The 14,400-nt window shown below is 47.7% G+C and carries 14 protein-coding genes; 9 read left to right on the forward strand and 5 right to left on the reverse strand.

Annotated features, from left to right (window positions below):
- Window positions 1-66: 66 nt before the first annotated feature.
- On the forward strand, window positions 67-957 hold the full coding sequence (locus Q337_RS17725) for an energy transducer TonB (protein WP_051526866.1): 891 nt from the start codon (window positions 67-69) through the stop codon (window positions 955-957).
- Between the two features lie 61 nt (window positions 958-1,018).
- Here the strand turns inward: Q337_RS17725 and ybeY are convergent, their stop codons facing one another.
- From ybeY to miaB, 3 genes are all read right to left on the reverse strand, one after another.
- Entirely contained in the window at window positions 1,019-1,507 is a 489-nt protein-coding gene (gene ybeY, locus Q337_RS0112750; RefSeq protein ID WP_228133133.1) for an rRNA maturation RNase YbeY, read from the reverse strand.
- A gap of 174 nt (window positions 1,508-1,681) precedes the next feature.
- Window positions 1,682-2,746: a PhoH family protein gene (locus tag Q337_RS0112755; protein ID WP_026471921.1), complete on the reverse strand. Its 1,065-nt coding sequence runs from the start codon at window positions 2,744-2,746 to the stop codon at window positions 1,682-1,684.
- Window positions 2,747-2,827: 81 nt separating this feature from the next.
- Window positions 2,828-4,279 carry a tRNA (N6-isopentenyl adenosine(37)-C2)-methylthiotransferase MiaB gene (gene miaB, locus Q337_RS0112760; protein ID WP_026471922.1) on the reverse strand — a complete coding sequence of 484 codons (1,452 nt, stop codon included), beginning with the start codon at window positions 4,277-4,279 and terminating at the stop codon, window positions 2,828-2,830.
- A gap of 318 nt (window positions 4,280-4,597) precedes the next feature.
- Between miaB and Q337_RS0112765 the strand changes: the two genes are divergently transcribed.
- From Q337_RS0112765 to Q337_RS0112785, 4 genes are all read left to right on the forward strand, one after another.
- A complete protein-coding gene (locus Q337_RS0112765) occupies window positions 4,598-6,610 on the forward strand; it encodes a lytic transglycosylase domain-containing protein (protein WP_051526867.1) in 2,013 nt (670 codons plus the stop codon).
- 219 nt (window positions 6,611-6,829) lie between these two features.
- Window positions 6,830-7,489, forward strand: coding sequence for a T2 family ribonuclease (locus Q337_RS0112775; RefSeq protein ID WP_034280293.1), 660 nt, complete (start codon window positions 6,830-6,832; stop codon window positions 7,487-7,489).
- A 200-nt stretch (window positions 7,490-7,689) separates the two neighbouring features.
- Window positions 7,690-8,676, forward strand: a complete 987-nt coding sequence (locus tag Q337_RS0112780) for a malate dehydrogenase (protein ID WP_026471925.1) — start codon at window positions 7,690-7,692, stop codon at window positions 8,674-8,676.
- Between the two features lie 175 nt (window positions 8,677-8,851).
- Window positions 8,852-9,100, forward strand: coding sequence for a DUF2789 domain-containing protein (locus Q337_RS0112785; RefSeq protein ID WP_026471926.1), 249 nt, complete (start codon window positions 8,852-8,854; stop codon window positions 9,098-9,100).
- A gap of 22 nt (window positions 9,101-9,122) precedes the next feature.
- Here the strand turns inward: Q337_RS0112785 and Q337_RS0112790 are convergent, their stop codons facing one another.
- Both Q337_RS0112790 and Q337_RS0112795 read right to left on the reverse strand, forming a co-directional pair.
- On the reverse strand, window positions 9,123-9,656 hold the full coding sequence (locus Q337_RS0112790) for a hypothetical protein (RefSeq protein WP_034280294.1): 534 nt from the start codon (window positions 9,654-9,656) through the stop codon (window positions 9,123-9,125).
- Window positions 9,657-9,783: 127 nt separating this feature from the next.
- Window positions 9,784-10,446, reverse strand: coding sequence for a 2OG-Fe(II) oxygenase (locus Q337_RS0112795; protein ID WP_026471928.1), 663 nt, complete (start codon window positions 10,444-10,446; stop codon window positions 9,784-9,786).
- A 181-nt stretch (window positions 10,447-10,627) separates the two neighbouring features.
- Between Q337_RS0112795 and Q337_RS0112805 the strand changes: the two genes are divergently transcribed.
- The 4 genes from Q337_RS0112805 (at window position 10,628) to Q337_RS0112820 (ending at window position 14,232) form a co-directional block, all read left to right on the forward strand.
- Complete coding sequence (locus tag Q337_RS0112805; protein ID WP_026471929.1) at window positions 10,628-11,485, forward strand: 23S rRNA (adenine(2030)-N(6))-methyltransferase RlmJ; 858 nt, start codon at window positions 10,628-10,630, stop codon at window positions 11,483-11,485.
- Between the two features lie 134 nt (window positions 11,486-11,619).
- Complete coding sequence (gene pssA / locus Q337_RS0112810; RefSeq protein ID WP_034280295.1) at window positions 11,620-12,441, forward strand: CDP-diacylglycerol--serine O-phosphatidyltransferase; 822 nt, start codon at window positions 11,620-11,622, stop codon at window positions 12,439-12,441.
- 125 nt (window positions 12,442-12,566) lie between these two features.
- Window positions 12,567-13,574: a protein-methionine-sulfoxide reductase catalytic subunit MsrP gene (gene msrP / locus Q337_RS0112815; protein WP_026471931.1), complete on the forward strand. Its 1,008-nt coding sequence runs from the start codon at window positions 12,567-12,569 to the stop codon at window positions 13,572-13,574.
- Window positions 13,575-13,605: 31 nt separating this feature from the next.
- Window positions 13,606-14,232 carry a protein-methionine-sulfoxide reductase heme-binding subunit MsrQ gene (locus Q337_RS0112820; protein WP_084494835.1) on the forward strand — a complete coding sequence of 209 codons (627 nt, stop codon included), beginning with the start codon at window positions 13,606-13,608 and terminating at the stop codon, window positions 14,230-14,232.
- The last annotated feature ends 168 nt before the right edge of the window (window positions 14,233-14,400 follow it).

The following is a 14,400-nucleotide window of genomic DNA, read 5'->3' on the forward strand; positions in this document are numbered from 1 at the left end:
ATTGAGGCAACGTCTATGACGCAGGCAATCACGCCTTAACAGGGAAGTAACAGGACTTTTAGCAGCATGACAAAACAGGATATAGCGCGCCATATTGGCCCGGCAAGTTTTGCCCAGGATCGCCTGTTGCAGGGTGCAGTGGTGGTAGCCTGCCTGTTTCATGTGGCACTGCTGGCCACTACCTTTGTTGCCCCCAATCCACCCAAGGCCGCAATGCAGGACATTGCCATTGCAGTGCATTTAAGTCCACAAAAAGTCACTGATGCTGATTTCATTGCACAGTCTGACCAGCAGGGTGCAGGCGTGTTGCGCAATATCCATCGCATGACCAGTCCGGATCAGCAGGCTGCATCTGTTGACCAGCAGGAAGTGGCTGAACAACTGGCATTGCAAACCGAAAAACAAAGTCAGGCACGTGCAGCATCAGAACAGGTGCTGGTCACGACCTTAAGCTGGCAAAAACAGGCCCGTAATCTTGAGCGCGAGCAGGAAGCGCAAACCCGCGTGTCCAGTAGCCCGGACATAGCGCAACTGGCCATGATTGCCTCGCTGGAAGCACAATATGCCAAGCGTAAGCAGGAATATACCCACAAGACCAATGTGCATACGGTTGATAGTGTGTCAGCGCGCGCTGATGATACAGCCCTCTATATGACCAGGTTTACCCAGAAGGTGGAGCAATTGGGCAACAAGCATTATCCAATGGAAGCACGCGCCCAGCATTTGCATGGTGAAGTGCAGCTGATGGTGATTTTAATGCCGAATGGTCATATTCGTGCCATTCGCCTATTGCAGGGTTCTGGTTATCACATTCTGGATGAGGCTGCCAAGGATTCGGTGCGTCAGGCTGCACCATTTGGCCCGTTTGAGAAAAAAATGAAGGATTATACCGAGCTACGAATTATCAGAACTTGGCGCTTTTCTGAAAATATGGATGAGCTGCAAATTGACCAGTAATTGACGGGTAAAACAATAAAAGCTTTAAACCTGAAATTAAATAAAAATGAGTTTAGGGCTGTTATTCCATTTCATAGGGATTGCCAAAACCCAGTTGTTGTAATACCTGAATTTCCAACGCTTCCATTTCCACAGCTTCTTGTGCACCCAGTTCATGGTCATAGCCCATCAGGTGCAAAGTGCCATGCACCACCATATGGGCAAAATGCGCTTCAGGCGTTTTGTGCTGTTCAGCCGCTTCTTTGAGTACCACTGGAATACAAATGACCAGATCACCGAGTGGCACTTGATCCAGCATTGGCAGGATCTCTTCTGGCAATTCACTAGGAAAGGACAATACATTGGTGGGTTTGTCTTTATGGCGATAATGCAGGTTTAGTGACTGGCTCTCAGAATTGTCCACCAGACGAATGCTAATGTCACAGGCCTGCTCAAAATGAATCGCAGTTAGGGTTTGTGCCACATATTTAATCACTGCTGCCCGCTTGACCAGCAGGTCAGGCGAACGATAGGCATTTTGCAGGCCAAGTTTGATTAAGCGCTGATTCACCGATATCTCTTAAGCATGGTTTGAAAAATAATAGTTGTTAAATGTGATTTTCAATTGTGCAGGGCAGTGAGCTAAAAGACACTGCCCTGCAAGAATCGTCGCTGGTCAGCGCCTAATTCAAACGGAGCTTTTCATCTTGCGTTCAGACGGTGATTATTAATCACCGTTTATTCCTCACTCATGCTGGGAATCAGCCGCCAGATCATTGGTTAAAATGGCTTCCTGCTGACGAGCCTGTCTGGCACGTTTTGCTTCTATTGAAAGCTTTTGTTGCTGATCATCAAAGCCTTCATAGGCTTCAACAATTTTTTGCACCAGCTGATGACGTACCACATCACGTGAGTGAAAACGGGTAATGTGAATTTCATCAATGCCTTCCAGCACTTTCAGGGCATGCGCCAGACCAGATTGCTGGCCACGCGGCAAATCTACCTGCGTGATATCACCAGTGATGACTGCACGCGAACCAAAGCCCAGACGGGTCAGGAACATTTTCATTTGTTCCGGTGTGGTGTTTTGCGCTTCATCCAGAATCACAAACGAGTGATTTAAGGTGCGACCACGCATATAGGCTAGCGGTGCAACTTCAATCACCTGACGCTCAATCAGCTTGGCGACTTTCTCAAAACCCAGCATTTCATACAGGGCGTCATACAAGGGACGCAAGTAAGGATCAATTTTCTGGGTCAGGTCACCGGGCAGGAAACCCAGCTTTTCACCAGCTTCCACCGCAGGACGCACCAGCAGAATACGCTGGATTTCGTTGCGTTCCAGCATGTCCACGGCAGCCGCAACAGCCAGATAGGTTTTACCCGTACCTGCCGGGCCAATCCCAAAGGAAATATCACTTTGCAGGATGCGTTGTACATAGCGGCGCTGGTTGGCCCCACGCGGCATGATCTTGCCTTTGCGGGTTTGCAGATAAACCTGAAATGAGGCTTCTTCATCCGGCTCAATGTCACGCTCGGTCTGGCTGCCCTGAATCAACAGGTGCAACTGGTCGGGACTAATGGCACGGTTTTCTGCCGATTCTTCATAAAGGCGTTGCAGCAGTACTTCAGCACGTTCTACGGCTTCAAGCTCACCATCAACAATAAACAAATCACCACGCTGGGCAATTTTCACATCAAGACGTTGTTCAATCAGCTTCAGGTGAGCATTATAGGCACCCAGCATGGATTTTAAGCGTTCCAGCGTCACGCCGGAAAATTCAACAGTACGACGAATAGATGCTGTCAACATAATTCCTTTTTAGAGAAGTAAGCCACTTGAGCTTACGATAGCCTGCTTTCAAAGGTCAAGCAGTTCACGAGTCACGCATTAGCTGCTCAGTGCTTCGAGATTCAACAGCTCACCTTCCACCAGATTCATGCTTCTGATCTGGGTGATTTTGATTTCGGCAAAGCGGCCAATCCAGCGACTGTCACCCACAAACTGAACCAGGCGGGTATTGTCAGCGCTGCCAATCAGCATATCATGGTGGCGATCTGAGGGTTTTTCAATCAGCACACGCACGGTTTGCCCCAGCATGGCATTGGTTTTGTCAATGCTGGAGCGTTTGATCACATCTTTAACCTGTGACAGGCGTACTTTTTTGACATCTTCAGGTGTGTCATCCGGCAGTTCAGACGCCGGTGTTCCTGGCCGTTTGGAGTAAATAAAGCTATAGGAATGGTCGAAATCCAGGTCCTTGATAAATTGCAAGGTTTCTGCAAATTCAGTATCGCCTTCACCCGGAAAGCCAATAATAAAATCACTGGACAAGTGCATGTCCGGGCGAACCTGACGCAGGCGTGCAATCTTGTCGATATACACATCAATGGTATGGTTGCGCTTCATGGCAGCCAGCACTGCATTGGAGCCACTTTGAACCGGCAAATGCAGGTGTGACACCAGTTGTGGCAGGTCAGCATAGGCAGCAATCAGGTCATCAGAAAATTCCAGCGGATGACTGGTGGTGTAGCGGATACGGCCAATTCCCGGAATCTCACTGACCAGACGCAACAACTGGGCAAAGTTGCAAATGTCGCCATCAAAGGTTTCCCCGCGATAGCCATTGACGTTCTGACCCAGCAAAGTCACTTCACGCACGCCCTGTTCCGTTAGACTTACAATTTCGGCCAGCACATCATCCAGCGGGCGGGAAACTTCCTCACCACGGGTGTACGGCACCACACAAAACGAGCAGTACTTGGAGCAACCTTCCATGATGGACACAAAAGCCTTGTAGCCCTCTACTTTTGGCTCGGGCAGGAAGTCAAACTTTTCAATATCCGGGAAGGAAATATCAATCAGGCTAATTTTCTGGCTTTTGGGTGCAGCCTTGTTTTCCTGATGCTGATCCAGCAGTTGCGGCAAGCGATGCAGGGTTTGTGGGCCAAATACCATATCTACATAGCTGGCCCGTTTCTGGATCACTTCACCTTCCTGCGAGGCCACGCAGCCGCCTACACCAATAATGACATTCGGATTGGCTTCCTTGAACTTGCGCCAGCGGCCCAGCTCACTAAATACTTTTTCCTGTGCTTTTTCCCGGATGGAGCAGGTATTCATCAGCAGGACATCGGCTTCACCGGGATCACTGGTGAGTACATACCCGTGTGAATCACCCAGCAAATCAGCCATGCGGCTACTGTCATACTCATTCATCTGACAGCCTTGTGTTTCAATATAAAGACGCTTAACAGGCACATCAGTCCGGGCCAGATCAGGCTGGCTGCTGGCAATTTCTGTTGCACGGGATATTGAGGGGACAAAGGTTTGAACCGTCATGAATGCTCCTTGGGTTCACAGTTGCAGGGCCAGAACAGGCCATGTACGGTGAACAGGCGTATCAAGCTATAAAACGCGCAATTCTAGCATTTTGCCAATCAAATAACATGGGTTTGTCGGATAGAAATTCAGTGTTTACAAAAAGGATAGCCCGTTGCTTAAAATGCTGTAGAGGGATGAAATGTTAAGAACGCCTGATTTATTAGCCAGCACGTTACACAAGCTCACTGTTGTCAGAGGTTCACGCCTTTTAGAATTAACCTGGCACAATTGTTGGGCAGCAGCACATAACTTATCGCATAAATTAAGGTTGAAACTATGGCAGAATTGATAAGTCCTGATTTTCCAGAGGTTTATGTGTCTACAGTGAAAAAAAAACTAAAAAGCAAAGCAACATGGATGGTGAAAGCCGGACTTTGTGCAATTAGTCTGGGCATTGTGCAGGCACAGGCAGCTGACAGTGATTTTAATCAGGCATTAATTGCTGCCAATAATGACAATATCAGCATGCTGGACAATTATCAGGCTTCCATGCAGGACAGCGTGCTGGGCTATTATCCCGAATACTGGAAGCTTAGCAGTGACTTGGTGACCCAGAGTCCGCAGGCTATTTTATCCTTTGTAACGCGCTATCCGAATTCTGCCATGGCAGAAAAACTGGCCGCCGACTACATTGAAGCCAAGGTGCAGGCAGGGGACTTTGCCAGTGCGCGGCCTTTATTGTCCTATGTCACTAATGCCGATGAAGCGGAAAGCTGCGCCATTGGGCAGGTACAGGCTATGGCTGGTGACCCGCTGGTATTTTCAGAATTTAACCGGGTATGGCTTAGAACCAACAAGCAGCCAGAATCCTGTACCGGGCTGGCACGCCTGATGGTGAATAGCCCTTTAAAGAGTGCGCAGGACCGTCAGCAGCGTCTATGGACCATGCTGCGGGCAGGTGAGCTGGGCAGTGCGGTACAGGTGGGGCAGGGTCTAGGCATTGGGCTGGATTTTGCCGAACTGAATTATATTGCAACCAATGCCTTTAATTATTTGCAAAATGCGCCGCTAGCCAGTAGCGCTGATCAGGCCAAATTCTTGTTTGCTATTGCGCGGCTGGCCGACAGCTCGGTCGATATGGCGGCAGGCCAGATTAATCAATATCGTTCGCGCCTGCCACAGGATGTCATGCGATATGCTTACCGGATTGTGGCCTATAAAGCTGCTAATTCAGTGATGCAAAACGGCTTTAATGCCCAGTCAGTAGGCTGGTTTGACCAAAGCTATGGTTATCCGTTTAGTGATGAAGAAGCCGAAAGCTATGGCAGGCAAGCCATCCGCTTTGGCCAGTGGAATGCTGTACTGCGCGCTGTGGATAGTATGAGCCTGCCCTTGCAGCAGGAGCGCATGTGGCAATACTGGTTTGCACGTGCCAGCGAACAACGCGGCGGTGATCCGGGTACTCAGGCACAGGGCAAAGCTGCAGCCCGGGCGTTTTATACCAATCTGGCGCTGGAAGATGACTATTATGGCTTGCTGGCCCGGGATCGTCTGGGTCAATCATTGACAAAATTGGGCACATCCTACAGTCCTACCACACAGGACTTTCAGCGTCTGGATGGCGATGTGCATTTCCAGCGCGCCTTTGCGCTCTATAATATCAACGCCTCAGCCAGTTATAGCAACCGTGAATGGAACTGGGCCGTAAGACAGGCCTATCTAAAACATGATGATGGCATGATTCTGGCAGCAGCTAGTCGTGCCAATAGCATGGGCTGGTATGACCGGGCCATTTATGCGGCGGAGCGAACCACCAAACTGCACAATTATGACCTGCAGTTTCTGACGCCTTTTCGCGATCAGGTGATTCAGCACAGCAGTAATGTCGGTATTGATCCGGCCTGGGTCTATGGCCTGATCCGACAGGAAAGCCGTTTTGTGCTGGCGGCACGTTCGCATGTGGGTGCGGGTGGTTTGATGCAGATTATGCCGGATACGGCAAAATGGGTAGCCCGGCAACTGGGTGAAAGTTATAGCAGTGCCGCGCTATCCAATATGCAAACCAACATCCGTTATGGCACGTTTTACCTGAGTCATATTCATGGGGAGTTAAGCAACCAGCCTGTACTGGCGACAGCAGGCTACAATGCCGGGCCAAACCGGGCTAGACGCTGGCAGCCTACTGATATGCCGCTAGAGGCAGACCAGTACACGGAAAGCATTCCGCTGCTGGAAACCCGGGATTACGTCAAGAATGTCATGACTAATGCTACCTATTACGGGTTGATCTTTGGCAGAAACAACCAAACCATTGCACAGCGTATGGGAAAAATACCTGTTCAATACTGAATTCGCAATTACATAAGGAAGATGGCATGACAGGGAACGCCGTATCCAGGCAGAAAATCACAGCAGGCAGACCAGCGTTAGTGGGCCAGTGTGAAGCAGCGATGTTCACGTTTGTTCAACACGATGGTGCTGTCAAAAGGCGAAAGCTGGTTTAACATAGCGATCCAAATTTTATGCGTTCAGGCTTTTTAACCTTTTTCTGGCGGGTGATTTAACCAAATGAAGTTACGGCATACACTGCTGGGTACAGTATCTGCTTTTTGTGTCTTGTCACTTACACAACAGGTGATGGGTGCAGAGAACGTACGTCCGCAGCGTTTTACGCTGGTAATTCATATGTCACCGGCAATGTGTGCACTAGATCCCAGCAAGCGCCAATTGCGCCAGTGTCAGGAAGGGTTTTCATTAACTATTGCTTCACTTAAGCCTGAAGTACCTGCCAGTGACGCGGATGAGTGTGCCAGCCGTACCCCGGCAGCGCTTAATCCCTTGCAGGCGCGTGTGGTTGAACGGGTCATGCCGGATGAGCGCCTGCGGCAGGAAGACTGGCAGCGTAATGGGGGCTGTACTGGCATGAGCCCCAGCACCTATTTTAGAACCATTGCCAACTACGCCGGACGCCTGCGGGTTCCTCCTGAATTCAATGCGTCCAAAGAAATCACCATGCAGCGCAGTAGCCTGATCCGTCAGCTACAAATGCTCAACTCCACCTTGCCAGCCGATGGTATTCAGTTGCGTTGTGTCCAGACGGCACGTTTTAACGCCCCCGTCCTGACCGAAATGCGGGTTTGCTACAACAGTCAGGGCCAGTATGTCTCATGCCCGGCTACGATTCGCTCCAACTGTCCAGCCACCTTTATCGTGCAGGGTGCGCCTTAAGTCCTGACTTTATCTCAGGTCTTTTTTTTGCGGTTTTTCATCAAAAATCCTGCGACTTTTGTAGATTTGCCTGCCCCTATACTCGCACCCGTCGCGTTAATCAAGTACAATCTTGGCGCCGAGATGAAGAGCCGCTGATATCCACTATCGCTGCGTCTTGATCTACCAGACATTCCTTGTCCCATAATTGGAGAAACTACATGAAGCAACCTGTTCGTGTTGCCGTCACTGGCGCTGCTGGTCAAATTGGTTATAGTTTGTTGTTCCGTATTGCCAGCGGGGAAATGCTGGGCAAGGATCAACCTGTTATTCTGCAAATGCTGGAAGTTCCATTTGAAAAAGCCCAGCAAGCGCTAAAAGGCGTGATGATGGAGCTGGAAGATTGTGCATTCCCATTACTGGCAGGCATGATTGGCACTGATGATCCAAAAGTTGCATTTAAAGATGCTGACTATGCATTGCTGGTCGGTTCACGTCCACGTGGTCCTGGCATGGAGCGTGCTGAGCTGCTGGCTGTAAACGGTGAAATCTTCATTGCACAAGGTAAAGCCCTGAATGAAGTGGCTAGCCGTAATGTTAAAGTGCTGGTTGTAGGTAACCCTGCAAACACCAATGCCTACATTGCCATGAAGTCTGCGCCTGATCTGCCAGCCAAGAACTTCACTGCCATGCTGCGTCTGGATCACAACCGCGCTCTAAGCCAGCTTGCTGCCAAGACTGGCAAAGCGGTAGCTGACATTGAGAAAATGGCAGTATGGGGCAACCACTCTCCAACCATGTATGCGGATTACCGTTTTGCCACCATCAATGGCGAAAGCGTAAAAGACATGATCAACGATCAGGAATGGAATGCTAACGTATTCCTGCCAACTGTTGGCAAACGTGGTGCTGCCATTATTGAAGCGCGTGGCCTGTCTTCTGCTGCTTCTGCTGCCAATGCTGCCATTGATCACATGCGTGACTGGGCACTGGGCACCAATGGCAAATGGGTAACCATGGGTATTCCATCTGACGGTTCTTATGGTATTCCTAAAGATGTAATGTACGGCGTGCCAGTAACCTGTGAAAACGGTGAATACACTCGTGTAGAAGGTCTGCCGATTGACGAATTCAGCCGTGAAAAGATGGATGCCACACTGGCCGAGCTGGAAGGCGAGCGTGCTGCAGTTGCTGACCTGTTAAAATAACAGTCTGGCAATAGAAATACTAAAGCCTTGATTACTGTCACGTGATCAGGGCTTTTTTTGTGTAACCCATCATTAAAAAATAAAAAACGCACAATAAACTACGTTTTGTTGCTTGTCATTCTAGCTGTCTGGTTTATAAATTTTATGATCATATTTAATAAATTAGGAGTTAATCATGATTGTTGGGTCACCAAGTCTGGAAACTTTATTTGAGCAATTGGGGCTGGATTCTTCCGAGGAAGCTATTGAAACGTTTATCCATACCCATCAGTTGCCGGAAAATGTCAAACTGGGCGATGCGCCGTTCTGGACATCAGGCCAGTCACAACTCCTGAAAGAAAAATGGCATGGCGATGATGAATGGGCACCGATTATTGACCAGCTTAATGCCGAACTGCATAGCGACTCCATGCCAAAATCATAATTTAAGACAGTAGCAATCATTTTCAATGAAGATGAGCTTTAAACAAATCCTGATACCAGGATTCATGTCGGTATGAATCCAGCTCTGGGGCTTGTCTGATGCACCCAATATCTGTATTGGGAAGTTGCATCAGGCGGGTCAACCAGTGTTTTACCAGCGACGGGTGCTTTTCAGTGGCACTCAGGCGCGCCAAAGCCAGCAAGATTTCCGGACTTGGATGATGCGACAGTGGCTTGATCACCTGCCGGCTAATCACCAGATAGCGTTTTTCCTGAGTCACATGATAAAACTGCAAATAGGTTTCACCCAGTGCTGCACTCAGTTCCACATGCTGCTCAAGGCTATCCACGTCCATCAGGGCAATTTCCAGCAATGCAGCAGCTTCGGTTAAAAAATACAGCTGTTCCTGTTTCTGATGACTATATTGCACCAGTGCGATGCGCAAGTTTGCACGGAGTTTAGCCAGTTCCGGGCTTGGATGGGTTAGAAACTGCTGATCGGTTTCACCAATTTTTCTAACAAGATCAGCACTACTTTGATGAGAAATAGGAGTCATGGTTTACCTGTTTTAGTGAATAAAAACAACGTTACAGCAACTATGCATAAAGTGGGAAATAGCTAAAACCAGAAATAATTAAAGCCAGCGCTATTTAAAAAAATGAGAGATGCAAGATCAAAAATACTTAAAACAACGGTTCATCGCGTCGCAACCAGCCAGCAATAGAGCGACGTTCATGGGTCGCTGGGCAAACTTCATGCAGCAAGTTACTTTGAAAAATAACCAGCCGATTGGGCATTGGCAGAATGTTGTGCCATTGCTGCTGATTATCCTGTAAATGCAATTCGCCGTGCCATTCAGATTGCCACACTGGATTAAGATAAAATACTGTAGAAATTACCCGCGACTGTTGCTGCGTAAGCTTTGTAGCGTGCGGCCCATTAGTAACGTGAAAATTATTGCTCACGGGATTATCACGATGCAGCTTGTAAAAATCCCCAACTGCATAGGCCGCATAATGTGCTTCGACACGACGAATGCCTGAATATAACTGTTGATTGAGGTTGCTACCCAGTTTTTCAAGTAAAGCCAGATAGAGTTTGCCTGCGCTGTCTTCAGGCTGTAGCCAGCGGGTGGTATCACCGCGAATGGCCTGATTTAAGCCACCTTGTGCAATCTTGGCCTGCTGGAACTCGGCTTGGAGCTGCATTGATTCCTGCATGAGGGCTTCAAACAGGGCAGCAGGGCAGGCATTATCCACAATACAAAAACCCTGCTCCACCAAGGCGTGAAGATTAGGGTCACTGAGCCAGTAATCGGCTTGCTCAAGATAATCTATAGTATCCATGAAAAATAAAATTAAACTCAAAAGCGTAGTTGATTGTAGCCTTAAATTAAACCGTGCAGGCAGAAGTGGCTATCTTGCAATGCCACACAATATGCAGCCGAATGCGATTGCATCCATCTCAGTGGTCACTTCATGCTACCATTATGCCAAATCTGATAAGCAAGGCGTTTAAATTACAATCATGAATTATCGACATCATTTTCATGCTGGCAACTTTGCCGACGTCATGAAGCATGTTTTGCTGATTGAGCTGTTAAACCGCTTAAATGGCAAGGACAAGCCTTATCGTTATATTGATACCCATGGTGGTGCAGGCCTGTATGACCTGTCGCGTGCACCTGCGCAGAAGTCGGGTGAATATCTGGAAGGAATCCACCGGCTGGTGCAACTGGATCGTTCAGTGATTCAGCAGGCGCCACAGGCAGTTCAGACTTATCTTAAAGATGTTGAAAAATTGCGTAGCCAGCAAAGCAAGGGCTGGTATCCGGGTTCACCGTGGTTGGGCACTCAGCATATCCGTCCACAGGATGCAGGCACAGTCTTTGAAATGCAGCCCGATGTGTTTTATGACCTGAAAGACAATATCCATGATCCCCGCTTTGGTATTCATCAGCGTGATGCCTATGAAGGCTTGCTGGCTGTGATTCCGCCCAAGGAAAAGCGCGGTATGGTAATGATTGACCCGCCGTATGAACTGGAACGCAAAGACTTTCCGCAGCTGGTAGACTTGCTGACCAATGCCTATAAAAAATGGTCTACGGGTGTATTTGTGTTGTGGTATCCCATCAAGGATCGCAGCATGATTGAGCGGTTTGAGAAAAAAATGCTCAAGACCGGCATTAAAAAACAGCTGATTTGTGAGTTATGCGTTTGGCCGGATGATACCCCGGTGGGCCTGAATGGCTGCGGGCTGTTAATTATCAATCCACCATGGCAATTTGCCGATCAGGCCGAAGTCATTTTGCAATGGCTATTCCCGCATTTGCGCATGACAGAAAATGGCGGACATGCTGCGGTACGCTGGCTGGCTGCTGAATAAAGCAGGCTGCCTTGCAGTCGTGTAGGGCAGCTTTGTACATTTGTTGTCGTTAAAGGCTAATGAAAGCAACATCATACTGCGATAAAATCACATTTTTTAATAACGCATCCATAAAAAGATCCGGGAGCTAATCCATGTCACAGCCTTCAAATCTGGAACCTCATTCACAAAAACCACTGGATGAAGACCATGATGGATTAACTTTTGAGATTGTTGAAGAAGAACAAACGCAGGAAGGTCACAAGATCAAAAGCCGTGGGATTTACCTCTGGCCTAACCTCATCACAACAGCAGCGCTGCTGTCTGGTTTTTATTCTATTATCGCCAGCAGCAACAATGAATTTACCCATGCGATTCTGGCCATTTTTCTGGCTGCATTGCTGGATGGACTGGACGGGCGGGTTGCGCGCTGGACGGGTGCCCAAAGTGCATTTGGCGAGCAGTATGATTCCCTTTCTGACATGCTGTCATTTGGCGTAGCACCTGCCATGCTCATGTATAGCTGGGCATTAGAGCCCTTAGGCCGTATTGGGCTAGCGTGTGCATTTATCTATACTGCCTGTGCAGCTTTTCGTTTGGCACGCTTTAACGTACAGATTGGTACCGTGGATAAACGCTATTTTATTGGCTTAGCCAGTCCGCTGGCTGCCATTCTAGTTATTACTGCCGTATGGGTGGGTATTGATAACGCCAGCGTGTTCAATATTTCAGATTTATTCTGGCAGGTGGTGTATGCGGCTGTCGTGGTCATTGCTGGTTTGCTCATGGTGAGTAATGTTAAATATTTCAGCTTCAAGCAACTGGATCGCAAGCGTGTGCCTTTTGCCGTCATGTTACCTGTGGTGCTGGTATTGGCTGCGGTTACCTACAATATCCCGATTGGTATTTTAATCGTGGCGCTGATTTATGCCGTATCTGGTATTGTGACCACCATTACCCAGCGCACTGCCCGATAACTTCAGCTTAGCGTGTAATTTTAACCCAGCGCGGTGCAATAACTTTTTTCTAACAAACTTCTGCTTCTGTTGTGGTTTGGCTCGTACTAGTGTAGAAAAACTGGCCACAACAGATGAGAAGTTTTATGCTAATTCAACAAAAACAAAAATCTGAGCCAGCATCCAGCGAAATTACCTCTGAAACAGCTTATCTAAATCGCCGTCAATTAATGACACTTGCTGCTGCGGGATCGGTGGCCAGTGTTTATCCATTAGGTGCTGCCCATGCAGCAGGGACTTATCAACCGGTTAAAGAACGCAATGATGCTCCACTGTATTTGCGTAAAAAAATCACTGCCCGAAAAATTGCTGCCACCAATCCCACGCAAAATATTATTACGCCCTACGATGCAGTTACGACCTATAATAATTTTTATGAATTTGGCACAGGAAAATCTGATCCTTCAGCCAATGCTGGGACAATCAAGGTTGATCCCTGGCGCATTAAAGTGGACGGCTTATGCAACAAGCCGGGTACATTTAACCTTGAAGACATTCTGTCACCCTATACACTAGAAGACCGTATTTACCGGTTTCGCTGTGTGGAAGCGTGGTCGATGGTCGTGCCTTGGCTGGGTTTTCCACTGGCACAGCTCATCAAGCGTTTTGAACCCAAAAGTAATGCACGTTTTGTTCAGTTCACCACATTGCTAGACCCAAAACAGTTACCCAACCAGACCAGTAATGATCTGGACTGGCCTTATATCGAAGCCTTGAGACTGGATGAAGCCCTGCACCCTTTGGCTTTTATGGCCGTTGGCTTATATGGTCGTAGCTTGCCAGACCAGAATGGCGCACCATTTCGCCTGATTGTGCCGTGGAAGTATGGCTTTAAGTCCATCAAATCCATCGTCCGGATTACGTTTACTGATAAAGCACCCGTCACCACATGGCTTGGACTTGCCCCACAGGAATACGGTTTTTACGCCAACGTCAATCCCAATGTCGATCATCCACGCTGGAGTCAGGCACGGGAGCGACAACTGCCCAATAGCCTATTCAATCCTAACTGGAAAAAAACCTTACCTTTTAACGGTTATGCAGCAGAAGTGGCTTCACTCTACAAAGGAATGGATTTAAAGCGCTTTTATTAATAAAGAAATGATGTGGTGAAACGTAAATAAAATGATGGACAAAAAAACAGTAAATACTCTTATTCACAAATTAAAGCCGCTCATGTTTGGCGTATTGCTACTGCCATTCTTATGGATGATTTATCAGGCTGTATTTGCGCCGCAGTTTTTAGGTGCAGATCCATCAAAATCACTGGTTGACCAAACCGGAGAGTGGGCAATACGTAGTATTCTATTTGCGCTGGCAATTACTCCACTGCGCATTTTAACCGACTTAACCGGCTGGATTCACTGGCGGAGAATGGCGGGACTGTTTGCCTTTTTTTATGCACTGGCACATTTCCTCGTATACATTGGCTTTTTCCTGCAACTGGATTTATCACGCATTTATCAGGAAATTATTCATCGTCCCTACATTATCGTTGGCGCTATTGCACTGGTGTTATATCTGCCATTAGTCATTACCTCTACCCAGCAATGGCAACGCCGCCTAAAAAGAAACTGGACCAAATTACATAAACTGGTTTATCTGATAGGCATTCTTGCAGTCATTCATATGACATGGCTTAAAAAGGTTGGATTAATGGATACCTGGCCGTATGCATTGATTCTAATAACCCTTCTACTAATAAGACTAATTCCTAAGCTAAAGCAGCAAAAAAATAATAAATCACGCTAAAAGCATTAAATTTCCATAAATCAACAGCTAAGCCTAGAGCAAAAAACCTAGGCCGTTCATAAAACATCCGCTTGTTATGATGGAGGTAAAATAAGTATTGACGTTGAGATGGGATGGTCTATAATGCACCCCACAGCGACGCTGAACTTGATAAAAACCTGTTGAAAA

It is taken from the genome of Alkanindiges illinoisensis DSM 15370 (assembly GCF_000619845.1).
Taxonomy (GTDB): domain Bacteria; phylum Pseudomonadota; class Gammaproteobacteria; order Pseudomonadales; family Moraxellaceae; genus Alkanindiges; species Alkanindiges illinoisensis.

What these genes read in the sequence shown, in the direction of transcription:
- Q337_RS17725 (WP_051526866.1), top strand. Translation starts at nt 67, where the DNA reads ATGACAAAACAGGATATAGCGCGCCATATTGGCCCGGCAAGTTTTGCC.
- miaB (WP_026471922.1), bottom strand. Translation starts at nt 4,279, where the DNA reads ATGACGGTTCAAACCTTTGTCCCCTCAATATCCCGTGCAACAGAAATT.
- Q337_RS0112765 (WP_051526867.1), top strand. Translation starts at nt 4,598, where the DNA reads ATGGCAGAATTGATAAGTCCTGATTTTCCAGAGGTTTATGTGTCTACA.
- Q337_RS0112775 (WP_034280293.1), top strand. Translation starts at nt 6,830, where the DNA reads ATGAAGTTACGGCATACACTGCTGGGTACAGTATCTGCTTTTTGTGTC.
- Q337_RS0112780 (WP_026471925.1), top strand. Translation starts at nt 7,690, where the DNA reads ATGAAGCAACCTGTTCGTGTTGCCGTCACTGGCGCTGCTGGTCAAATT.
- Q337_RS0112785 (WP_026471926.1), top strand. Translation starts at nt 8,852, where the DNA reads ATGATTGTTGGGTCACCAAGTCTGGAAACTTTATTTGAGCAATTGGGG.
- Q337_RS0112790 (WP_034280294.1), bottom strand. Translation starts at nt 9,656, where the DNA reads ATGACTCCTATTTCTCATCAAAGTAGTGCTGATCTTGTTAGAAAAATT.
- Q337_RS0112795 (WP_026471928.1), bottom strand. Translation starts at nt 10,446, where the DNA reads ATGGATACTATAGATTATCTTGAGCAAGCCGATTACTGGCTCAGTGAC.
- Q337_RS0112805 (WP_026471929.1), top strand. Translation starts at nt 10,628, where the DNA reads ATGAATTATCGACATCATTTTCATGCTGGCAACTTTGCCGACGTCATG.
- pssA (WP_034280295.1), top strand. Translation starts at nt 11,620, where the DNA reads ATGTCACAGCCTTCAAATCTGGAACCTCATTCACAAAAACCACTGGAT.
- msrP (WP_026471931.1), top strand. Translation starts at nt 12,567, where the DNA reads ATGCTAATTCAACAAAAACAAAAATCTGAGCCAGCATCCAGCGAAATT.
- Q337_RS0112820 (WP_084494835.1), top strand. Translation starts at nt 13,606, where the DNA reads ATGATGGACAAAAAAACAGTAAATACTCTTATTCACAAATTAAAGCCG.